Genomic DNA, 23174 nt, shown 5'->3' with positions numbered 1-23174 from the left:
TTATTTAAACATTCATTCTAATTAAAAACCAACTTTTACACCAAAAGTAAATGTCCGTGTTGAAGGATAAGTACCATTATCGATACCTTGAGCAGTATCAGACCAGGTTGGAGTAGAGGTTAATTCAGGATCAATTCCAGAATAGTTGGTAATCACAAACAGGTTCTGAGCACTTACATATATCCTTGCATTGCCTAATTTATTATAAAGAACACTTTTGGGAAATGTATAACCCAGTGTCACATTATTCAACCGAATAAAGCTTCCGTCTTCAACAAACAAGGATGATTGTGCGTATGTCGTGTTACTTGCGCTAAAACCAGCAACATTTGTATCAGTATTGTTAGGAGTCCATCGATCCAAAATATCGACAGAGGTGGGGTTTGCTACATCAGTACCCATACCAATCATTAACCAACGAGTCTGGTTCCATACATCATTACCTTGTACTCCGTTAACGTATATTGACAAATCAAAGTCGCCATATTGAAGAGAAGTGTTCCATCCCCAAATAAAATCAGGTTGAGCAGAACCAATGTTGGTCATATCTTCACCATCATAGCTCTTATTGTTGTTTTTGTCCCAATACTTGGAATCACCAGAAACTAAGCCATATTCGGCCGCTTGAGCTGCCTCATTTTCTTGCCAAAGCCCATCAAATCGATATCCGCGGAACTGTCCCAAAGGTTCACCAACTTTAAGAATAAATGGAGGAGCCGCGTAGGAATTTGCAGTATAACCACCATCTGTAAAGATCTCTTCATCGTCTCCCAAATCAAGGATTTTATTTCTATTCATACTGAAGTTAAAACTAGTGTTCAGCTTTAGCTTTGATTTATCAACAAGTACTCCTGACAATAAAAATTCAAAACCTTTATTCTCTAAAGAACCCACATTCTGTGTAATTTTTCCACCACCACTATAATCCGGAATATTCACATCCAAAAGTAGGTCAGTGGTCTTTTTATAATAATAATCAACATTCCCAGATAGCTTTCCATTGAACAAACCGAAGTCAAATCCAACATTGGTTTGAGCGGTAGTTTCCCATTTCAAATCAGGATTCGCAGCAACTCCCGGACCAATACCAATTTTTTGATTTGTTGATCCATCATAGGAATAGTTTTGTCCCAGGGCTAACAAGCTCAACGTTTTATATGGTCCTATCGCCTGACTACCGGTGACACCGTAACTCGCTCTGAACTTCAAATTCTGAATCGCTGAAATTTCTTGGATGAAAGGCTCATTAGACATTCTCCAGGCAAAAGCTCCTGAAGGGAAATAACCGAATTTATTATCGCCGTAAAATTTAGAGGAACCATCAGCCCTAAAAGTGGCCGTGAATAAATATTTTTGATCATAGGTATAATTCAACCTGCCAAGAAATGATTCTATTGACCAGTTTTCATAACCCGAGCTTACTTTTGCGGTACTTCCCAGTTGTGTACTATTGTATCCTAATGATATGGTCGGAAAACCTGTAGCCCATGATCCGTTTACCCTTGCAATACTAATTTGTTGTTCATGAATAGCAGAAACATTAAAACTGTGTTTGTCAGCAAAAACTTTGCTGTAATTAATCATATTTGTGTTCTGCAAATTCCATGTAAACCCGTTATTGTACCCGGCTTCTGTATTTGACTTTGGAGTTCCCGGACCGGCTGTCTTTAAAAAAGGATTATTATAGATATACCCTTTTGCTCCACCACCTATAGAAATGGTTAATCCATCTAAAATTTCATAATTTAACTGGAGGTTTGCCAATGTTTTAAATTGCCTGCTGTCATACAGTACTTCTTTGGCCGCAAAAATTGGATTACTGGCAATAGGGCCATAAGAGGGAGACTGAGTGTAATCGTTCTCAGCTTCGTCCCATATCGGAATATTTGGCGCAAATATCAAAGCTGCTCCAGATGCATTTCCCCTACCATTGTGGTTGTAGTTATTTCTAAATTCTTCATAAGTAGAATACATTGTAAAAGCCAGATCAAAGTTATTTCTCAACTGTGAATTAATATTCGTCCGTAAGCCATATCTTTTATAAAAGGAATTCAGAACAATACCTTTTTGATCTGCAACTGTACCAGACAAATAATATTGTGTTTTTTCTGTTCCACCATTAAACGACAACTGATAATTCTGAGTAGCCCCGTTCCTGAACAACTCATTTTGCCAGTCAGTACCTCCATTCGCAGCAACCTCCGCAATATCACCGGGTGTAAATTGTACCCCTTGTCCCAATGCACTGAGTCGTGCATTTACGGTCTCCATATATTCAACAGGCCCGAGCAAATCATAAGTTTTACTAATTTGATCAACACTGTAAAATGCGTCAAATTCGATTTTCGCATCGCCTATTTTAGCTGATTTGGTTGTGATGAGTACAACACCATTTGCACCACGTGATCCATATATTGCAGTAGATGATGCATCTTTCAAGATATTGATTGACTCAATTTCGCTTGGATTTAATGAAACAATGTCTGCTCCAATAAAGCCATCAATTACATACAAAGGACTGTTACTTCCATTGATTGAGTTTGCACCACGGATACGTATTTTCATTCCTGAACCAGGTGCACCATTTGGCTTTTGTACCTGAACACCCGAAGCCTGACCGCTTAATGCATCTTCAACCCTGATTACTGGCTTGCGTTCTAAACTTTCAGCAGAAACAACAGAGACAGAACCCGTTAAGTCACTCTTTTTTGTAACTCCATACCCAATAGCAACTACTTCTTCCAAACCAATAGCATCTTCTTCCAGAACCACATCGATCACTGATTTACCCTCAACATTGATATTCTGGTTTTTCATACCCACAAATGAAAATGTTAAAGTCGCATCCGCAGGAATATTAGCTAGGTTATATACCCCATCAAAATCAGTAATTGTACCATTTGTAGTGCCGTTAACAACAACGGTCACCCCTGGTAACGGTTCTCCGTTCGCGCCAATTACTTTACCTCTTACAGGTCCTTGCTGTGAGCTTTTGTAATTGACCGAATTTACATCCGGAGACAAGAGAATCATCTTGTTTTCAAATATCTTATAAGTTATACCTTGATTTTTAAAAATTTTATCAAGAACAGTTTCAACGTTTTTCCCCGAAACACTGATATTAACTTTCCTCTGAACATCAATCTGCTCATTCTGGTAGAAAAACCGGAAGTCACTCTGCCCTTCAATCTCTTTCAAGACATCGACAACCTCTTTATTATCAAACTCAAAAAAAAATTTTGTTGATTGAGAGTAAACTGTTGCAGAAACTTGCAACAAGCAAGTCAAGATTATCAACATTGTTAGTTTCATCTTCAATAATAGTTTTTGCCATGCCCGAACACCGGGCCGGCTGGCATTTGCATTTTTTTTCATAAATTTGAATGATTTTAAGTTATTTATATGGTGTTACAGCACCGTATTATTTAAATTCAGCTGCCGGTATAATGTTACAGCATTTGCCGGCTTTTGATTGCGTATTTTTCACTCTGCTCTCTGAACCCTCCTTTCCTTATTGCTTATAGATTTTTATCTTCTGATTCTTTATTTCGTAATGAACTGGAAGCGTGTGCTCAAGTATTTCAAGTATTTCCAAAATCGTCTCATCTTTGATTGTTCCGCTGTAGTGATAGGTAAGGATTTCCTTATCAACGACCTCTATATCTACACCATATCTCCTTTCCAGCAAAACAATTAATTCATCGAGACGCATCTTTACAAATTCCAGCTTACTATCTTTCCATGATGTGTATAGCGAGGTATTTACTTTTTTAATTTTGAACGATGCATTTTCCCGGTTCAGAACTAATTGCTCTCCTGGTTTCAAGGTGATCTCCTTTTCAATTTCATATTGCTTATTCCCTGAAATCAGTACTGAGCCCTTTTCCAATGTGGTAGTGACTTCGCTTTCGGTTTCGTATGCTTTCACGTTGAATTCGGTTCCCAACACTTGAACATCATAGTACTCGGTATGGACAATAAAAGCCTTATTGTCCATGTGTTTTACCTTAAACCAAGCTTCTCCCTGCAAGAATACCTCCCTGACTTTACGTCCACCCACTGTGTAACGGATTTCAGATCCGGCATTTAGAAAAACCACGGTACTATCGTCGAGCAGAGTTTTCGAGATTGATCCCATCGGAGCAGAAGTAGTGATTAACGCTCCACCGCTTTCGAAAGGACTTTGGAGAAGTATACTGCCCAAGAAAATTCCGACGACCAGCACCGCAGCCATCCTCAGCGCTACTCTCCAGTCAACAGTTCTAAAGTGCACTTTTCGCACACTATCTTTTTTAACCGTCTGCTGAAATCTGGCCCATTCTTTTTCGGTTTCGGCAAACTCTGAATAACGGCCGATGGAACTTTCCCACAAATCCTTAACTCGGGCATAGTAGCGTGTATTCTCTTCCGAGCTACCAATCCATTGCTGCAACTTCTTCAGCTCATCTTGTTCCAATTCTCCATCAAGATACCCGATAATTTTTGACTTGATCGACTTTTTCGAATTCATAATACTGGTTTTCAAAAGCTATGACACTTAAAAATCAAAAGACCCTACCACTAGGGAATATTTTTTATAAAATATTGAAAATGAAACACAGAATAATTCCTGTATACTCGGCTAGTTCAGTTCGTAGAGTTTTGAGTGCTCTCGATATATATTTTTCGACCATTTTTACAGAAATATCCATCTCAAGCGCAATTTTATTACTTTTCAGATGCTGCTTTCGACTCATCACAAAAACCTGTTGTCATTTAACGGGCAAACTCTGAATAATTTGATCATTTTTTTATTCAAGTTCTAATTCCAACAGGCTGAACAGTTGATCTCCCATACTGATGTATGCACTTTTCTGCAATGCTTGCATTTCAGCAATTAAGATATCCCTTACTGAACTTTTAACACCGATATGTCTTTTTATGATTTAGGGCTCGGTTTTTAACCATCTGAAAAAGATAGGACTTAGGAGAAACATTGATCGTAAGCAAGTCCGCCTTTTCCCAAAGCGTTAAAAAAAAGCGTCCTAAACGATATCCTGAGCAACTTCCAGATCATAAGTAAATTTATTAGCAAACAAAACCGACCTTCCGTGATATTAAAAAAATATCATTTCATAAGCCTTCAAATCCTTACTTTTCAAACCCGTTAGCAAATTACTCTTATCCTCGAACATGAATTAACAATTATATTAGGTACTTCTCATTAAGAAAAATTACAAAAAATGGGCTACGGCTAAATAAGCAAAATAAAGGAGTTTTAGCAAATCAAGTTTTACAGCCCTCATCAGATATAGTCTGCAAATCTGTAAAAGTGACGGGAAAAACGGTCAAACTGACCACCCTCGCCAGTTTAAACTGACCACCCCGTGCCGGAGCAAAGTAACCACCTGCGCCGGACTAAAGTGACCACCCATCAAAAGAGAACGATTTTACTTCTGTCGAAGCCATAATTTCATACTGATTTAAACAAATTAATATGAAAACATGGCTAATAAATTAATCAACATGAGTAAAGTAAGAAAAGTCATTCAGTTGCACCACCAGGGAAAAGCAAAACAATTTATCAGTAGGTACCTGGGCCTGTCACGTAACACCGTCAAGAAGTACATCGCTCTATACAAGGTGTAATTCCCTGGAATAGCAACCATAGCTAGCCACAACACCTGTTTTTTTTGCATACCCGGAAGAGCGGGACCCCCTTATTTTATTAGCCCCGCGGCAGGTTTGACCCCTCCATCGGCAGTTTGACTGCTCCACGGAAGAATTTGAGTGGTCCCTGAGCAGTTTGAACCGTCTACAAAACAAATTGACCCATAAATTTCACGAATTGCCAATCTCAGATGCGCTTTGCCCTGACTTACGCTCCCATTCCTGCGCATGCGGGAGAGCTCATGCAAGCTTGTAAGCTGTGCTAAGGCGAATGCTTACAGCAAACTTCAATATAGTGTCGTTGCAAACGACAAACAGCGAACCCCTCGTTTCCGCTTCACTCAAACAAGGGGCAGGCCGAGTTTTTATTGTATCCTAAGCTTAAAGCTCCTCATCAATATCAAAATTAATTGCATTTGCATATTCTGATAAATCAATTGCAGCTACTGTTCCGATTGATTGTTGTAAATAACGAGTCAGCTGGAGAAAGAATGTAACTAGTGAATTGTATTTAAAACTAAATTCAACAGAATTTAAAGATCTATTCGCATAGTAGTCCCAAAGTTTTTGATTGTTATCGAGCAAGTCTAATGCTTCCGTTGAAGTATCAGTTGATTTATAGTCCACAGTGAAACTTTTATGGTTTACGGCACAACCGATTTCTAATGATTTTAAACCTTTGAGGGACTTAATATGCTTTTCAATTGTTGAATCTTCAGTTGTTGTTTCAAGGGCTAAAATACCACCTAAAATTTGAGTTAAACTTCTAGGTGGATGCTTACGCCCCCTATCTATAATACTAGCAGAAGTTCTTTCAAGCTTTCTTACACTTTCAACTTTATCACCTGCATAAAGAATATATTTTTTGCTTAATTCTGGTTTTACCTCAAAAACAGCATAGACACCTTCTGCTGGTATGTATTTTACACCATTTTGATTAAATACAAACGGTGTATAGGTTTGATCATAAATAACTAGATCTATTTGATCACTTGTCTGACTTTTGGAATCAATTACTATTGCTTTGTCAACACAGTACCTACTTGGTAGGTATTTTCGAAGCCATACAATCCAAATATCTTCAAATGAATCACCTTTTGTTCCTGGATGCTGTATTGACTCGCGATTAGTTTCCATTTGACTAACCATTTGTTTTTGAAGTCCCTTAAATAAAACCTTTAAGTTTATTTCGCTACTCATATTTTTTAAGCTTGTTTTGTTCGAAAAAATAAATGTCCTTTACGAAGGATGTTTTAGTAACGCTTGAGATCATCAATATTGGATTAGGATTGTTAATTTTCAAATCCTTACTAATTTCCTTCATTGCGTTTAAATCGGTTAGGCTTGGACTTGTGCTACCATTTGGGTGAGAATGCCATTCACCTATATAATTGATTTTTCCATTAGTCTCTTCATGTAATTTTGATAGTCTTTCATTTAACGTACCGGGGTGTCTTATAAAAACGGTTTTTCCATTTTTATAACTATCAGGAATTAACACATCAGTAATTATGATATTTTTATCTGATCTGTATCCTATAAAAACACCTCCAAATTCATTTGGGAAGTAATAATGTAATAACTCTTTAATTGTCAAAATAGCTTTTTTAGAAATATGCAATGAACCTTCAGAACTATCGCAATTATAAAATTCAAACTCATCAATATTTATCGATAAGGAGTCTATAAAAGAAGGTTTGATAACAAAAGTTTCATTTTTTTCTCCTTTTAGGAATTTATCATTGACTACTTTAAGCCCCAAATTGAGCAATGCATTAATGTCATTGAAATTCGCTTCAAAAGTTGGATAACCGCAACCAGTTCCCTCATAAAATGAAGGAGGATCATTTTCTATTAAATCAAAGATAGTTTTAGCTTGCTGGGTTAAGTTTTTGCCTGAAATTGAAACAAAAGATTTAGCATGGTTTGTAATTGCAAAACTAAAAACGTGACCTTTGAAATCAATTTTGTCAATAATATAAGTCACTTCTGGATCGGTTGAGCAATCAAAAATTATATCAATATTTTCATTAAAAACACTCTTAACTTTTTCGATATCAAAACTGTTTAATTTGACAGATATTGAATTAATACTAACAAAAGGAGATATGGAGAGTAGGTTCTTTGATAAACTATTAGTTTTATAATAGATCATGTCTCTCAGGTCGTAATTAGCTCTACATAAATTACCACCTTTGATGGTGTCAAAATCCTCCAATACTAAATTTCTTGCCCCACTTCTAACAAGCACTTCGGCTAAAGAACTACCCAGAGCACCACAACCGATAATTAATATTCTTGAGTTTGTAATTTTTTCAACTAACTTTCCTCTTCCGAAAAATCTATCATAATCTAGGTTCTCAGTGCTACCCCAGTTGACTCGTTTATTATTTAATTGACTTACAAATCTTTTTCCTGAGCTGGTCTGCTGCTTTTTAGGTATCTTAGAATATTCAATAGGAATATTATTTTTTTGAATTCTTATTAAGTCCCAGTGTTCTTCATAAGATTCTTTGTTTGGTATCTTATAACCAAGAATGAGAAATAGGCTGTTTTCATAGTAAAAATTCCTGCCAAATTCATTTTTTAGCCCATTTAATAAAAAATCTACAAACTCCGGTTTAAAATAAGCCTCTAACTCATGCCACTGTTCAATTCCTTTTCTTCCAAGGGCTTCTTTATTTAAAGGTTCATCTTCAATGAAGTAAAAGAAACCTTTTTTACAAGTTTTACTTTTGAGTATCTGTATAAATGAATCTGACCACTTGTCATTATCGTGATCATCAAATCCAAGCCGAAAGAGTTTTTTTACAGGAAACTTCTTTTCACCTATCTTTTCGTCAGAAAATATCGAGTACGAAAATACACCATGTTCATGTTTTTTAAAGTTAGTTTTCGTGTTTGTAAAATATAACTTGTCAATACAATTTTGTTCCGCTTGGTGAATTAAGTACGCATAGTTTTCATCCTCTTTTCTCAAAACATAATAATCTCTAATCCACTGTTTCAAGCAAAGCAATTCATAACTAAATTTCCGCTCAAGCTCATCATCTTTGTCTGGATGAAAACAAACTGAACCATCTAAATTTATATGATTCAATCCAATAAGATTTTTATTCTTGAAAATAATCGAAATATTGTCTGAGTTTGGGTGAGTCAAAGGGTAAGATAAAGGGATCTTTATTTCAAACTGTAAAGCCTGATCCAAATAGAGAACTTTAATTTTACCAACATAGTAATTGTCTAACTTATTTAGTTTTTCAACTATATTTATACTACCATCCTTTTCAATCAAGGAATGGAATTTATTAATTATATTATACTCCTTATTCAATTTCTCCAAACTTACTAGTGCTTAATACAGATGCAGTGCTTGCTGATTCAGAACTTTCATCTTCATCATCATAGTCTTCATTTATTGGGAAATAGTCCTTTATTTTATCGGAATCTTCATCTATTTCCTTGATAGTCTTTTTCATGTCTTTTTTTGTTTCCGATTTGGCAGTTTCACTCATAGAGTCGGAAACAATATTACTCGAATTAGCGGGATCAACTAAATCATTTTCAGTAATATTATCAATAATGTGATTCATTACCATTTTTATTTTTGCCCACAATCCAGCCGGTATTTCTTCTGCGTTATCGAAAGCTTCTTTGGTGTATAACTCCATCATAAACGATTTGATTAGTTTACCACCATTTTTATTTTTCCGCTCTGTTTTCCACACTTTCAGTAGCTTGGCAACTTTTCTTTCATGAGTTCTTCCAGATCCGCTCAATAAATCAATATGGGTCTTAATGTTAGTTTTAATTCGAGTTTTATTATTGTCTGTTTCTTTTTTCGATCTATTAGGTGGGTATATATACAAACTTAAATCTGTAGAAGTGTTGTTGTAATCATTATGATTCGGTCTTTCTCTTCCCGGTACAACATCCATATCAAATTCATCACCTTCAATATCAAACTTTAATCCAATGGATACTTTTTGTCTTCTAACATCATCTTTCGTGATATCATCGTCTTCTTCAGTATATTCATTTCTCAAGTATTTATACACATCCTCAAACATATCCTTCAGGTTATCATATCCTTTCTCATCTTCACTTGTCTTCTTTTTAAATGGGATGCAACAATCAATATCAAATTTTGTGTTTATAGCTGTGTTTTTAGCATAGGATCCAGAATCTAAACAATTAGATGCTTTTGAATCAGAAAACTTTTCGTTCAATGCATTTTTAACAGCATTCTTCTTTGCAATAAATTTGTCAAGTTTTTCAACTCTATTAATGTCATGCGTTTCAAGTGACTTTTGTAAATGTCTGTTCCTATCTGTAGCCATAATTTTGATTGTTTGTTTATGTTTCAAATTCTTTATTCGATTTAATTTTAGCATCTACTTATTTGAATTTCGCGGCTATTTTAAGCTTGCACATTATTTCCTCCTGCTATATTACATTTTTTTATTTACTGAGCTTTCGTAATTCAAATTCTGGATTAATTACAATTTCTCTGGAACAGAATACTACGCCCTTTGTGTGAAAATCATGAGCATGTTTCTCGTCGAGACCAATTATCCATTCAAATAAATATGTATCCTTTTTGTGTAGTATTATCTGCTTCTGCATGATTGAATTAGTCTGTGGTTCCAATATATATTTACCAGAGAATAGTTTTTCTTGGATATCAATATTTTCTGTCTCCAATGCACCATTCGACACTGATTTTTTCTTTATTTTTTTCCCGTTAAGATGAGAGTCATTGCTATTTAGATAAATAGCAAAAGAACCTTTGTTACTCCAAATTGCTTCAAAAGATACTACTACTTGTAATTCATTTATTTCTATCAATTTAAAATTTAGAATCCCATCAATTGCTGGCATTTCTTTTTTCTTACGAATCTTTTCAAGGTATCCCCATTTCCATAAAGCCCATATTCCACCAGTAATTAATGCAAAAACCGTAATAAAGTCTGTAATTACACTAATCAGATTAGCAAGACCATTATAGTTACTCATTTGTCAATTACTTTTTACGTTTTTCATATGTCTGATTTTTCCGGCATTGTACATAACATTTGTGCAAATTGCCAAGTACATATTCCTACCCCCAATCACAATATAACCTCCTAATGAAAATCTATATGAAGGGGGCGCTTACTTGTCAGAATTTTAGTAATTTACCTATTGTTCAAATAAATTATTGTTAAAAGTAAAAATATTTACTATTAACGACAAGTTTGCTAGAGGTTATAATGCACGGTAAAATATGGAATTCACTATTGGCCTATTTCTGGGAGTACAGTTAATACAACCAAAGGGTTAGGTAACTTTTTAGAAATCTAATATCCGTAGCTCAAAGCAATAAAGAGTCCCAATAGCTTTAATCTTTGCTTATTTTAATTTCAAAATAAAAAAGATCTTTGGGTTGCACTCCTAATCCTTTCGCCAATTCTAATACTGTGGACAATTGAATATTTCTTTCTCCTTTTTCAATTTTGCTAATATCGCTATAATCTAAATTGCAATTTTGAGCTAATTGCCTAAAACTAAGTTTTTTATCCATTCTAAGATGTTTCAAACGCTCTCCGAAAAGGTATAGAAATTCATTTTTATCATCACCAATCACCATAATAGAAGTAGTTAAATGGCAATTTGAGAATAATGATGAAAAATATTGTGGGGATAATAACCCACAATTAAAAAAATTTATTACATTTGAAAAGATTATATTTTAAAGATGTAATTTTGCGAACCTTCTACAGGCAAAAATATTAGAAGCATTCGCTTAGAGTCTCGAACTGAAAACTGGTAATTTTAAGTACACGAGATGATAAGTAAAAAGGCTCACGACCTAGGCGTGGGCTCTCTTATCTGTGTACAAGGTATACCAGTGCCTCAGTTCGGATAAGTTGAGTCCGCGCCCTTTTTTATGGCCTGTCCTTAACTTACCGGTTTTGGCATAAGGTTATACTACCTACCCCATCACACGAGACTCCAACTAGTTTTTAACCCCAGAAAACGAATGTGCTATGGCTCATTTTAAACGCTTTCTATTTCCCCGACATGCCCCCTAAACAGAAGGGCAGCATCAAGAACTCCCATATGTAGTCCTTCAAGGTTTATTCAACCCTTGAGGGCTTTGGTAAACACACCATCTATTTACGAACAAAAATCTTAAAAGTATGAAACCTATTTTCTGCTTCATGGAATTGCTATGCCCTTTTCGAAAATTAAAAATCAACCAAACGAACAATGAAAAAAACAATTAAAACCTATTTAAGTATATCCCTTGTGGCACTGTTATTCCTTCCTGCCACCTTCTGTGGCTTTTGCGCCGCTGTACCAGTTCAAGTCACTGGGCCGGCAACCTCCACGCCCTTAAAAGTTGGTGATCCCGTTCCCGATATCCTGCTGACGGATATCGTCAACTACCCGAAAGGAACAGCCCGCTTTTCCGACTTTGAAGGCCAATTGCTGATCCTGGATTTCTGGGCCACCTGGTGCCATCCGTGTGTTGAAGCCATCCCCAAGTTTGAAAAGCTGCAACGCCAGTTTGGCGACCAGCTGCAGGTACTGATGGTGACCTCGCAACCCCAGGCGGCTATTGCCCGGTACTTTTCGGACCGGGATATCACGCTGCCGTCGGTGACCGCCGATACCACACTGGCCAAACTGTTTCCTCATAAATATGTCCCCCACGAGGTCTGGATTAAAGACGGGAAAGTATTTGCCATTACCGATGACGCGGAAGTAACCGCCGAAAACATCAGAACCCTGCTCTCGGCCAGCGAGACCTCTCTTACCGAAAAGAAAAGCAATTTTGATTACGACCTGACCAAACCTTTGCTGATTGATGGTAACGGCGGACAGTCAAAAGATTTGCAATACCACTCGGTAATTACCGGCTACCTGGACGGTATCGGTGGCGGAGGAGTATATACCGACAGCCTGGATCGTTACAAGATCAGGGCGTTAAACGGCACCATCCTGCAATTGTACCAGGGAGCAGTGCGATACCTGGGGAACACCACCCTGGCTCACCCCAACCGATGTATTTCAGCGTTCGACAAGCAGGAAGTCCTGCCCCCTCCAAACGTATCGGCCTATTTGCCAACTGCCCGCGACAAGTATTATTGCTACGAGTTAATTATTCCCTCCGCTTTAAAAGCACAGGCCGGTGAGCTCATGCTGGAAGATTTAAACCGTTTCTTTGGTGGCATCCATCACCTGCGCGGAACCATTGAAAAGCGAAAGGTAAAGTGCTGGGTGTTGAAACGACATGGCACACAGGAGAAACTGGCTTCGAAAAGCCCCACCTCTAAAATTACAACCGACGATTCGGGTCGGCTGGTTTATCGGAAGCAGCCTTTTCAGAATTTTTACAAGGCAGTAGCCAGCCTGTACAAGAACGAAGCCTGTCCGGTGATTGACCGAACCGGCATTACCTCCGACATCGACATCAGCTTTCCAACGAACGAGAAGGACATTCTCCGGTTTAAGGAATACCTGATCCAATATGGACTAAATCTGGAGCAGGAGCTCTGCGAAATTGATATGCTGGTGATTAAACAATTCAAATAAACGACTCAAAACTCACACCCTCATGATGCAAAAAAAGTTACGCTATTTATTCATGCTGGCAATCGGTATTGGGATCACAACCCAATCGTTCGCCCAGCTAAAACAAGTAAGGGGAACTGTTTTATCAAGCGATGGAAACGCAATTCCCGGAGTTTTTATAACCACGACCGATTTAAAATATTCGGCCATAACCGATAGTCTGGGTGGCTTTCAATTAGTCCTGCCATCTACTGAATCCTTCCTTCGGGTTTCTCATATTGGGTATTCCCGAAAGACTGTTTATATTCCGGAAAATGAAAGCCCTCTGACGATTTACCTTGAGCAGGAAGTGGTTTCCATTGGCGAAGTAGTTGTTTCAACCGGTTACCAAAGCTTGTCGAAAGATAAAACCCTGGGTTCCTACACCCTTATTGACAATCAACTGGTAAACCGGACTGTAAGTACTGACATCTTAAGCAGGCTGGAAAATATCTCCGGCGGCCTCCTGTTCGACCACCGGTTTAACGGCTCCCCATCCCTTAGCATCCGGGGGCAAAGCACTATTCAATCGGAAGCCAGCCCGCTGATTATTGTCGACAACTTCCCTTACGAAGGGGATATCAACAACATTAACCCCAATGACATTGAGAATATCACGATCCTGAAAGATGCCGCTGCCGCCTCAATCTGGGGTGTGCGGGCCGGCAACGGGGTGATTGTGATTACCACCAAAAAAGGCCGGCTGGAACAGCCCCTTACCATTCAGCTAAACGCCAGTGTAAGCATTGGCCGAAAACCGGATCTATATTACAACAAACAATTTCTGAATGCATCCGATTTTATTGATGTGGAACAAAGCCTGTTTAAACAGGATTATTACACCTGGATGGAGGACTATTCGGCCCACCCGGCTATGTCACCGGTAGTACAACTGTTAATTGCCCAACGAGATGGATTAGTCAGTTCCGAAGAGGCTGAAAAACAACTAAACAATTACCGCAAACAGGATGTACGCAGGGATTTCAGCAAATACCTGTACCAAAACAGTGTTAACAGGCAGTATTCATTTTCCATGAAAGGAGGCAGTAAAACGGTTAGCTATTATTTAAGCAGCGGAGCCGACCAGAACGAGAATAACCTGGTACGTAACGGGCTCGACCGGATTACCCTAAACTCGATGCTGAGCTATCACCCGGCAAGTTCGTTCGAAATTTCTGCCGGTATTATTTATACCCACAGCAAACAGTCTCAGAACAATGGTGGAAGCAGCACGATAACCAGTGGAGGTGGAAAAGGGATTTATCCCTATGCCCGCCTTGCCGATGACAATGGAAAACCACTGGCTATTGTCCGGGATTTTAACACCGACTTTGTTAACCAGGCACCCGCTAACGGTTTGCTGGACTGGTCGTATGTTCCGTTGGAGGATTTGCAGTATAAAGATTACAACATCAACACCGATGATATCCGGATCAACACTGCCCTGAAATACCACTTTACTTCCTGGCTTACAATGGAAGGCGGTACCAGTATGAACATCAAACATACCCGCAATCATCAGCGCCAGGAATTGTATGCAACCCGTAACCTGATCAACCAGTATGCCTACACCGATACTGACGGCACCTTAAACTTCCCCATCCCCCGGGGAGCTATACTGGATAACAATTACCTCACGCTGGCCTCCCATTCTGCCCGGGGACAACTCAACGTTAACAGGAACTGGAACGATATTCACCAGTTAAACGTACTGGCCGGAACAGAAGTCAGGCAAGCGCAGACAACAGGCCTTTCAAACCGGGTATATGGCTATAACGATGACTTATTAACTTCTTCGCGTGTGGATTATACAAGCAGTTACCTGCTTAATCCTTATGGCTACACCGAAACGATTCCCGACGGAGCCTCCCTGACTGACCGGACTGATCGGAATGTGTCGTACTATGGAAATGCGTCGTATAGTTACCAAAGCCGTTATATGCTTACGGCAAGTGCCCGCAAAGACAAATCCAATTTATTTGGTGTAGATGCCAACAACAAGGGTGTTCCGTTATGGTCAGCCGGTTTGGGCTGGCAAGTCAGTTCTGAAGAGTTCTACCCGTTTGGCAACCGGCTTCCGGTGCTGAAGCTACGAGCGACCTATGGTTACAGCGGTAATGTAAACAAATCGCTTACCGCCTATGCCACCGGCTATTACTACACCAATTCGGTTACCGGACTTCCTTATGTGCAAATACTGACTCCTCCGAACCCAAACCTCCGGTGGGAAAAAGTAAAAATGATCAATTTTGGTCTTGATTTCGAAAGCAGAAACCATCTGATCTCCGGTAGTATCGAATACTACAAAAAGAAAGGCATCGATTTAATTGGCAGGGCGCAACTGGATCCAACCATCGGATTCAGTGTCGGTGGGCGCAACGAATTTATTGGTAACAATTCAGCCCTGAAGGGACAGGGACTTGATGTCCGGCTAAACGTCAATAAAACCATCAGCCGCATTAACTGGACCGCCCAACTCCTGTACAGCAAGTCAACCAACAAAATTACCCGGTATGATTATGAAAGTAATACCATCACGGCTTACTTTTCTTCGTCTCCCGTACCTGTTCCGGGGAATCCAAGGCACAGCCTTTACAGCCTGAAATGGGCAGGGCTGGATCCGGAAACCGGCGATCCGCAAATCTACTTCGACGGAGAGATCTCCAAAGACTACAGCTCCATTATGTCGAATTTAACGCTGGAAGATTTAAGCTACAGCGGATCGGCACTGCCAACAAGTTTTGGTTCACTGCGCAATAACTTCCGGCTGGGGAATTTCTCGCTGGGGTTTAATATCAGTTATAAGTTTGGCTATTACTTCCGCAGACCATCCATAAGCTATTCAGCCCTCTTCGATACCTGGATAGGCCACGAAGATTATAGCAAGCGGTGGATAAACCCGGGGGATGAACTGTTCACGCAGGTGCCTTCCATGCCCGCAGCGGGATCAAGCAGCTCACGCGATTTTATGTATACTTTTTCAGACATCCTGATCGAAAAAGGTGACCATATCCGGTTTCAGGACATTAATTTCTCCTACGACTTACAGCAATCACAGTATCATTGGCTTCCTTTCAACAAGTTATCTGTTTATGGATATGTCAATAATATCGGGATCATATGGAGAGCCAACAAACACAAACTGGACCCCGACTACGTTTTCCAGCCCTACCCGGCTTCACAAACTTATTCATTAGGCATTAACATTACACTTTAAGCAATTATGAGACGTTTTACACCACTATTACTATTGTTTCTGCTGGGCATGATTGCCTGCAATGAAGATTTTCTGGACACCAAACGGGATAAAAAACTGGTTGTCCCTTCTACACTGAATGACTTGCAGTCGATGCTTGACTATTTTGATGTTCACAACGCCAATATGGTGGGGATGGGCGAACTCTCCTCAGACGATTATTATATCCTTTACGACCGATGGAATACCCTGCGTTCCGAGTATATGAAAAACGGCTACATCTGGGCCAAAGAGATCTGGGAAGGCTCCACGTCAATCGATTGGAACAACCGCTACCAACAGATCTTTTATGTCAATTATGTATTGGAAGGTTTGGAAAAGATGGATCAAACAGAAAATCCGGTCCAATGGAACACACTGAAAGGAAGTGCCTTATTCTTTAGGGCTCACGCATTTTACCAATTGGCACAGGTATTTTGTGCCCCCTTTGATCAATCAGACTCCAATAACGGGGACGGACTCCCATTGCGCTTAAGTTCTGATCTGAATGTCCGGGTCGGCCGGGCGACGGTCCGGGAAACTTACGACCGGGTTCTGGCCGACCTTCAGAAAGCGCTCAGCTTGCTTCCCGAAAGCTCCCTCTACAAAACCCGACCTGTAAAAGCTGCGGCTTATGCCCTGCTTTCGCGGGTGCATCTGACCATGCAGGATTATGACAACGCGCTTGCTTACGCGGATTCAGCACTAAGGTCAAACTACGAACTGCTTGATTTCAACCAGCTCGACCTGACAGCTTCTTACCCGATGGAGCGTTACAACAGCGAAGTGATCTTTCACAGCAGAATCACCCGGTACTCAACCCTGTCCAGCTCCCGCCTGATTGTGGACTCACTCCTTTTCCGGTCTTATACAGAAGAGGATATCCGCAAGGCGGCCTGGTTCCGGCCTGTTAGTGAAGGGTATACCTTTCGGGGAAGTTATTGCGGATCATTACAAATATTCAACGGACTGGCAATTGATGAGTGTTACCTGACCAAAGCAGAATGCCTGGCACGCAATGGCTCGGTTGAAGAAGCGCTCAGCACGCTGAATGAGTTGCTGGCTACCCGTTATGAAAATGGTGATTTCACCCCGCTTAGTGCCGATAGTCAGGCCGAAGCCCTGGAGCTTATCCTCCGGGAACGAAGGAAGGAACTGCTGCTGCGGGCAATCCGATGGACCGACCTGCGACGGCTCAACCTGAATCCATCCACCACCAAAACACTGTACCGAAACCTAAACGGAACGATTTACCAATTGGAGCCCAATAGTCCCAACTATACGTTACCTATTGCCGATGATGTGATTCAACTTTCCGATATCCCCCAGAACATCCGGGAATAGTGTCGTTAAAAAACCCCGGGCAGTTGTTTTCCCGGGGTTTGAATTAAGCAGCAAAAAGGTGCCCGCCTTCAGGGCATCTTTTTCTATTTAGTCCTTCGAACGAAAATCGATGTGATTGTTCACTTCTGATGCTTTTACCTGACGCACACCACCAATAATTTCTGTTTGACTTTCCGTATACTCGCGTGCACAGTCCGGATCTTCCAGTTTGTCCGGACACAGGTTATCAGGATTGGACACCTGGGTGCTTGTCACACTGCTACCCGATGCATCCATTAAAAACCAATAAGTCGATTGAGATTCGGTATTACTTGTGTTTGTTATCACAAAGGCACTTGCGGTCAATACCATGACCACAGCAACGATAACTAATGCATATTTTTTCATGCCAATTATATTTTAGTTTATAGCCCAGCATATATTATCATTGCAATGCCTCCAAGGAAAAGGATAAACATTTTAGTTATTAGCCCTGAAGTTCCTTTAGTCTGCTTAAACTCTTTCCAGATAAAACACCCCAAAGCGCTGCAACCAATGTTGCCCCTTGTCCTAATCCATATGAAATAGCAAATCCAGCTTCGCTGGAAGCAATAATACTAAATGACATTCCAATACACCATAAAATCCCTCCTGCTATTCCAGTTAGGTGTTCTTTTAAATTTCCAGAGAGATATTGCCTATACGAGACAGGGCTCCCTTCTACCGGGTGCTTCATCAATATCGTATTAAAAATGAAATTGCTGATAAGAACTCCAAAAGCAAATACTACCACAGCAGTGTAAGGAGTTAATAAAACCCTTCTCAGTCTCCTTTTTCCAGATGGAGATTCACGTTGCTTTTAAAGCGGATTTTTCCCGTTAACCACTCGCCCGAAGGAATGATAACTGTACCTCCTCCTTTTTTATTCGCTTCATCAATTGCTTTTGCAATGGCTACCGAAGTCTTATCCTTGTCTCCCTGCACTGCACCAAAATCAGTAATAATATATTCTCTGCAATTAGCGAAATCAGGAACTGTTATTGCCGACATTTCAAAAGGCGCATTGACCTCGATTTTACGTAGAATTATTGACGGTTCGCTTTTTTTACAGGATAAAATTGTAAAAAAGTAAGCGGAAAGATGATAACTAAAGAACTTCTCATAATAATTACACTTACTAAATGGCTTTATTGAGATTTAAGTACCAAACTAGCCTCCGGGAGACGATCACATTTAACTACAATCCTTATATCTCCAGACTTAAACCCGGCTTGAACTGTAGCGAGAGCTTTACCAAAATATGTTGCGATTTTATTTCCTTTTCGAAGAGCATCTACTCGTAAATCGCCATTATCCAAAGCTATTAAACTGGCATTTCCGATAATTTCAACAGATATTAATTGGTCTGCATCAGGTACTGGGATACCTTGTTCGTCTACTAACTGAATGGTGATATGTGACAAATCTTGCCCGTCAGCCAATATCTGTTGCTGATCTGCTGATAACACAATTCTGGATGGTTTACCTGAAGTTTTTAATTCGTAATAAGAAACTTCTTCTTCTCCACTATAACCTTCCGCGTGTAGAGTTCCCGCTTCGTAAGGGATGTTCCAGGTGATGGTATTATTTGTATAATCCGATGTTTTTCTAATCCCTAATGATTTGTCATTGAGAAAAAGTTCAACTTCATCGCAGTTTGTGGTTGTCTGTACGTTTATAACATGCCCCTCATATTGTGGAAAATTCCAGTGGGCAGCTAAGAAAGGCCAACTCCAATGAGGTTTACCTGGATCAATATTTAAAGATTGATCTGCCACTGCGATCCTAACCATGGGCTCGTCATTCCATACTGACCGATGGAAAGCAGCACTGGGCTTTTCATTCATACAAACATCAAAAAGTCCTGTAGGCCATCCGGTGCTAGGCCAATTGGTACTTTCTCCAATATAGTCAATCCCTGCCCATATAAACTGACCAAAAACAAAATCGTTTTGAGCAACATCATACCAGGGATTCAGCGGATAAAAATCTTTATACTTACCATCTCTTCCCCTGTAATAAGGGAATGCTTCGGAAATATACATGATACGATTAAAAAACTCTTCTTTGTCATCTATCAGCCATGGCTCTTGGTAATTATATCCCACAATATCAAGAGATTCTGCAAAGCCCGTTTTATTATAATTTCTATCAAATGTTGGTCTGATTGCCGCTGTAACCAAACGACTCTGATCCAGTCGATGGACATAATCCCTAAGCATAATTGCTCTTTTCGTACCTTCTTTAGATGTAAGATCCTGTTCTCGGGTTTCATTTCCAATACTCCACAAAATAATTGACGGATGATTTCGGTCCCTGAGTACCATTGCTTCCACATCCTTTTTCCACCATTCATCAAAGTACTCAGAATAGTATCCGCTTTTCCATTTATCAAAAGCCTCGTCAATAACTACAAATCCTAAGCTATCACACATATCTAAGAATTCAGGGCTCGGCGGATTATGAGAGCATCGAATTGCATTAACTCCATATTCCTTTAAAATTCGTAGTCGCCTCAAGTAGGATTTATCAGGCACTGCCGTACCAAGAGAACCTGCATCAGGATGAAGGCACATACCTTTTAGTTTAATATTTTCCCCATTCAAAAAGAAACCTTTGTTTGCGTCAAACCGAATACTTCGAACTCCAAACGTAGTTTTATAATTGTCTACGATTTTACTTTTTACCTTTAGAGTCGTTTCCATCGTGTATAAATGAGGTTCCTCGATCGACCAAAATAGAGGCTCATTGAGCAGGATAGATTGCCGTAGTACTTCTTTTTTTGACTCACCCACTTTAATCTTTGACTGATTCTGCGCGACTACGTTTCCCTGCTCATCAAAAATTTGGTTCTGAACCGAGACCTCTGCCAGCTCTTGTCTACTGTTTTCTATGGTTGTCTCGATATCTACCGTTGCTTCATTCTCTGATATATTAGGAGTGGTTATGTACGTCCCCCAAGTAGCTACATGTACAGGATTGGTTACTTTGAGCCAAACATGCCGGTAGATACCAGAGCCTGAATACCATCTTGAGGAAGGAGCATCGCTATGATCAACTCTAACAGCAATCGTATTTGCACCACCATAATTTAAATGATCAGTTAGGTCATACTCAAATGTAGTATAACCGTAAGGATGAAATCCTACATGCTTATCATTGATATAGACATCACTTTGATGATAAACGCCGTCAAGTTGTATTGAAACTATTTTTCCTTCGTATCCCAAAGGAATAGTGAAAGTTTTACGGTACCAACCTATCCCTCCCGGGTAAAACCCCATTGACCGTCCAGAATTTATCCCCGCTGGCTCATTTATGCTCCAGTCATGCGGAAGTTTTACAATACCCCAATTAGAATCATCATATTCAGCTTGCTGATAAACAGTAGAATCACTAAGTGTAAACCTCCAGTCAAAGTCAAAATTTTCTTTTACTCTTAATTCGTTTTGGGAAAATACATGTAGCGACAACATGATCAAGAAACTTGTTAATAAAGCTACATCCTTCAATTTTTTTTTCATGCTTTCTATATTCTATTTATATTTTAAAAGATCTTGATTTATCCATCCTTCAATTACATCGAATTATGGGGATGCAAATCAAATTTTTACACCCCCATAAAAACTACCTTTCCATGGCTTAATAACCAGGATTTTGCTCTAAAACAGCCCCTGTATTTTTCTCTATTTCACCGTAAGGGATCGGCCAAATGTTTTGGTAATCGCCAATATTATATCCTGTCAAGTTATATTTCTTTGTACGTTCTACCATTTTCCCTAACCGATTTAGAGTAAACACCCGCACCTCTTCGCTGTAAAGTTCCCGCATACGCTCATCAAGAATAAAATCGATATCAATATCCCCTGCGGACACAGCAGAGGCATTTGCTCTGGCTCTCACAGCATTGATATCCTCCGCTGCTTTGTCATTTTGGGATGCTCCTAAATAAGCCTCAGCACGCAAAAGATATGTTTCTGCTAGCCTGAAACCATATTCGTCTTTAAACGAACTGCGATCCAAACCATTGCTATTGAGCAATGCATGTTCTCCCAAAGCGGTAGTCTTGAGTGTCCCATCTGCGTTTATCGCATACGCTTCAGCAGGGAAATTGCCTGTCCGGCTAAATTTTTGGATAAACGGGTACCAAAGACGGATCTCGTGGCTCTCTTGTACCCAGCCGTCTTTTACAAACCATTGCCCGAACCCTTTTGCATTAGGATTATCAATCCGAAAATCCTTGATAATGTTGTAGTCTGAATTACGAATATCATTATCATCGTCCCAGAGTTCATTAAAGAACCAGGGATTAGGCTGGACGGCGCCTATGCCTCGACCACCTTTTTCTGCTGTCCAGGTGGTAAAAGCAGCGACTGTTTTGCCGGGTTCGTTCGACTCCACTACAATAGAATAATATCCTGGGATAATTTGCCGCAATGTTTGGCACGAATAAGATGAGCCAGCATTCTGATATTCATATTGCAACACCCATATACTTTCTGTATTACCACTGGTACTTCGGTTTTGATTGTTTGCTCGGAAAAGGTCCCAATACACGTCACCAGGTTCATCTTTCCGTGAGCCAAAACGTTGTGTCATCAAGCCCATTCCTTGGTGGTCAATGACAGACGAGGCCGAACCAATTGCTTTCTGGTATTCACCAAGACTTATATAAACTTCTGCAAGCAAGTGCTGTGCCGCCTGTTTGTTGATATAGCCGTCACCAGTATTTTCAATATTTTTGAGCAAAGAAGATGCTTCTTCTAAATCGACACGACATTGATCATATACTTCGATCCGTGCATTACGCGTAAAATCAAGTTTTGGCGAATTAAGCGGCTCAGTAACAATAGGTACTCCACCGTACATATTAGCCAGGATGCGATAATAAAGGGCCCGAAAAAATAATGTCTCTCCTCGTATTATAGCTTTATCATCGTCACTTACCTCTGTCGCATCCAAAAGGCGAGAAAGTATCATATTTGCATTTCCAATTCCATTATAGCAAGTCGTCCACAATTGCTGAACATAACTTGATTCCGATGTTATCCATCCCTTAAAATTATTATACTTTTGATCGGGAAAGTCGTACCCACCATGTGCATAATCTGAACATGACAGCGTAACTCTAAAGTCTTCTGCTGAACTCCAGAGGAAATAACGATAGTTGTCATATAGAAAATTTAAAGCTTGCCGGTACTGTACAGTTGTTGTGTATGCATTTTCCGGGGCCAGAAAATCAAGTGGTTCTTCCTTTAGCCAGCTCGTTTCGTTGCACGATATCAGCATAATAGCCGACATTATAAAAGTTAATATATATTTTTTCATT

Annotated in this window: 17 protein-coding genes; 4 read left to right on the top strand and 13 right to left on the bottom strand. The window is 39.6% G+C overall.

Annotation, left to right across the window (positions count from 1 at the left end; all coding sequences use genetic code 11):
• Positions 1-21: 21 nt before the first annotated feature.
• From GR929_RS19420 to GR929_RS22205, 3 genes are all read right to left on the bottom strand, one after another.
• The gene (locus tag GR929_RS19420) at positions 22-3375 is read right to left on the bottom strand and encodes a TonB-dependent receptor (RefSeq protein ID WP_159523009.1); all 3354 of its coding nucleotides are present in this window, start codon (positions 3373-3375) and stop codon (positions 22-24) included.
• Positions 3376-3511: 136 nt separating this feature from the next.
• A complete protein-coding gene (locus tag GR929_RS19415; protein ID WP_159523007.1) occupies positions 3512-4510 on the bottom strand; it encodes a FecR family protein in 999 nt (332 codons plus the stop codon).
• Positions 4511-4574: 64 nt separating this feature from the next.
• Positions 4575-4739, bottom strand: coding sequence for a sigma-70 family RNA polymerase sigma factor (locus tag GR929_RS22205; RefSeq protein WP_394366238.1), 165 nt, complete (start codon positions 4737-4739; stop codon positions 4575-4577).
• Positions 4740-5505: 766 nt separating this feature from the next.
• Between GR929_RS22205 and GR929_RS22055 the strand changes: the two genes are divergently transcribed.
• Positions 5506-5628: a hypothetical protein gene (locus GR929_RS22055; RefSeq protein WP_262886064.1), complete on the top strand. Its 123-nt coding sequence runs from the start codon at positions 5506-5508 to the stop codon at positions 5626-5628.
• 402 nt (positions 5629-6030) lie between these two features.
• Here GR929_RS22055 and GR929_RS19405 read toward each other — a convergent pair whose 3' ends face one another.
• The 5 genes from GR929_RS19405 to GR929_RS19385 all read right to left on the bottom strand — a co-directional run bounded on the left by GR929_RS19405 (position 6031) and on the right by GR929_RS19385 (position 11278).
• Positions 6031-6849, bottom strand: a complete 819-nt coding sequence (locus GR929_RS19405; RefSeq protein ID WP_159523003.1) for a DUF6602 domain-containing protein — start codon at positions 6847-6849, stop codon at positions 6031-6033.
• Positions 6842-8944 carry a ThiF family adenylyltransferase gene (locus GR929_RS19400; RefSeq protein WP_159523001.1) on the bottom strand — a complete coding sequence of 701 codons (2103 nt, stop codon included), beginning with the start codon at positions 8942-8944 and terminating at the stop codon, positions 6842-6844. Before GR929_RS19400 ends, GR929_RS19405 begins: the two co-directional genes overlap by 8 nt.
• A gap of 31 nt (positions 8945-8975) precedes the next feature.
• The gene (locus GR929_RS19395; protein ID WP_159522999.1) at positions 8976-9989 is read right to left on the bottom strand and encodes an SMODS domain-containing nucleotidyltransferase; all 1014 of its coding nucleotides are present in this window, start codon (positions 9987-9989) and stop codon (positions 8976-8978) included.
• Between the two features lie 121 nt (positions 9990-10110).
• A complete protein-coding gene (locus GR929_RS19390; RefSeq protein ID WP_159522997.1) occupies positions 10111-10665 on the bottom strand; it encodes a hypothetical protein in 555 nt (184 codons plus the stop codon).
• A 364-nt stretch (positions 10666-11029) separates the two neighbouring features.
• Positions 11030-11278 (bottom strand): helix-turn-helix domain-containing protein, encoded by a 249-nt coding sequence (locus GR929_RS19385; protein ID WP_159522995.1) that lies wholly within the window; start codon positions 11276-11278, stop codon positions 11030-11032.
• Positions 11279-11901: 623 nt separating this feature from the next.
• On the opposite strand from GR929_RS19385, the gene GR929_RS19380 reads away from it, so the two are divergent.
• From GR929_RS19380 to GR929_RS19370, 3 genes are read left to right on the top strand one after another with little or no spacing between them, the layout of a single operon-like run.
• Positions 11902-13230, top strand: coding sequence for a TlpA family protein disulfide reductase (locus GR929_RS19380; protein ID WP_159522993.1), 1329 nt, complete (start codon positions 11902-11904; stop codon positions 13228-13230).
• 22 nt (positions 13231-13252) lie between these two features.
• Positions 13253-16465 carry a SusC/RagA family TonB-linked outer membrane protein gene (locus tag GR929_RS19375; protein WP_159522991.1) on the top strand — a complete coding sequence of 1071 codons (3213 nt, stop codon included), beginning with the start codon at positions 13253-13255 and terminating at the stop codon, positions 16463-16465.
• A 6-nt stretch (positions 16466-16471) separates the two neighbouring features.
• Entirely contained in the window at positions 16472-17827 is a 1356-nt protein-coding gene (locus GR929_RS19370; protein ID WP_159522989.1) for a RagB/SusD family nutrient uptake outer membrane protein, read from the top strand.
• An 87-nt stretch (positions 17828-17914) separates the two neighbouring features.
• Here GR929_RS19370 and GR929_RS19365 read toward each other — a convergent pair whose 3' ends face one another.
• The 5 genes from GR929_RS19365 to GR929_RS19345 all read right to left on the bottom strand — a co-directional run bounded on the left by GR929_RS19365 (position 17915) and on the right by GR929_RS19345 (position 23173).
• A complete protein-coding gene (locus tag GR929_RS19365; RefSeq protein WP_159522987.1) occupies positions 17915-18214 on the bottom strand; it encodes a hypothetical protein in 300 nt (99 codons plus the stop codon).
• A 79-nt stretch (positions 18215-18293) separates the two neighbouring features.
• Positions 18294-18599 (bottom strand): hypothetical protein, encoded by a 306-nt coding sequence (locus GR929_RS19360; RefSeq protein ID WP_235934492.1) that lies wholly within the window; start codon positions 18597-18599, stop codon positions 18294-18296.
• 29 nt (positions 18600-18628) lie between these two features.
• The gene (locus GR929_RS19355) at positions 18629-18856 is read right to left on the bottom strand and encodes a glycosyl hydrolase family 28-related protein (protein WP_159522983.1); all 228 of its coding nucleotides are present in this window, start codon (positions 18854-18856) and stop codon (positions 18629-18631) included.
• A 137-nt stretch (positions 18857-18993) separates the two neighbouring features.
• Positions 18994-21369, bottom strand: coding sequence for a glycoside hydrolase family 2 TIM barrel-domain containing protein (locus tag GR929_RS19350; RefSeq protein ID WP_159522981.1), 2376 nt, complete (start codon positions 21367-21369; stop codon positions 18994-18996).
• A 118-nt stretch (positions 21370-21487) separates the two neighbouring features.
• The gene (locus GR929_RS19345) at positions 21488-23173 is read right to left on the bottom strand and encodes a RagB/SusD family nutrient uptake outer membrane protein (protein WP_159522979.1); all 1686 of its coding nucleotides are present in this window, start codon (positions 23171-23173) and stop codon (positions 21488-21490) included.
• Position 23174: the final 1 nt, after the last annotated feature.

This window comes from Sunxiuqinia indica (genome assembly GCF_009847015.1).
Classification (GTDB): domain Bacteria; phylum Bacteroidota; class Bacteroidia; order Bacteroidales; family Prolixibacteraceae; genus Sunxiuqinia; species Sunxiuqinia indica.
The sequence above is the reverse complement of the archived record's forward strand: the minus strand, read 5'-3'. Positions and strand labels throughout refer to the sequence as shown.

Bases quoted from the DNA above. Each gene is read 5' to 3' on its own strand.
- GR929_RS19420 (WP_159523009.1), bottom strand. From the start codon at position 3,375: ATGAAAAAAAATGCAAATGCCAGCCGGCCCGGTGTTCGGGCATGGCAA.
- GR929_RS19415 (WP_159523007.1), bottom strand. From the start codon at position 4,510: ATGAATTCGAAAAAGTCGATCAAGTCAAAAATTATCGGGTATCTTGAT.
- GR929_RS22055 (WP_262886064.1), top strand. From the start codon at position 5,506: ATGAGTAAAGTAAGAAAAGTCATTCAGTTGCACCACCAGGGAAAAGCA.
- GR929_RS19405 (WP_159523003.1), bottom strand. From the start codon at position 6,849: ATGAGTAGCGAAATAAACTTAAAGGTTTTATTTAAGGGACTTCAAAAA.
- GR929_RS19395 (WP_159522999.1), bottom strand. From the start codon at position 9,989: ATGGCTACAGATAGGAACAGACATTTACAAAAGTCACTTGAAACGCAT.
- GR929_RS19390 (WP_159522997.1), bottom strand. From the start codon at position 10,665: ATGAGTAACTATAATGGTCTTGCTAATCTGATTAGTGTAATTACAGAC.
- GR929_RS19385 (WP_159522995.1), bottom strand. From the start codon at position 11,278: ATGGTGATTGGTGATGATAAAAATGAATTTCTATACCTTTTCGGAGAG.
- GR929_RS19380 (WP_159522993.1), top strand. From the start codon at position 11,902: ATGAAAAAAACAATTAAAACCTATTTAAGTATATCCCTTGTGGCACTG.
- GR929_RS19375 (WP_159522991.1), top strand. From the start codon at position 13,253: ATGATGCAAAAAAAGTTACGCTATTTATTCATGCTGGCAATCGGTATT.
- GR929_RS19370 (WP_159522989.1), top strand. From the start codon at position 16,472: ATGAGACGTTTTACACCACTATTACTATTGTTTCTGCTGGGCATGATT.
- GR929_RS19365 (WP_159522987.1), bottom strand. From the start codon at position 18,214: ATGAAAAAATATGCATTAGTTATCGTTGCTGTGGTCATGGTATTGACC.
- GR929_RS19355 (WP_159522983.1), bottom strand. From the start codon at position 18,856: ATGTCGGCAATAACAGTTCCTGATTTCGCTAATTGCAGAGAATATATT.
- GR929_RS19350 (WP_159522981.1), bottom strand. From the start codon at position 21,369: ATGAAAAAAAAATTGAAGGATGTAGCTTTATTAACAAGTTTCTTGATC.
- GR929_RS19345 (WP_159522979.1), bottom strand. From the start codon at position 23,173: ATGAAAAAATATATATTAACTTTTATAATGTCGGCTATTATGCTGATA.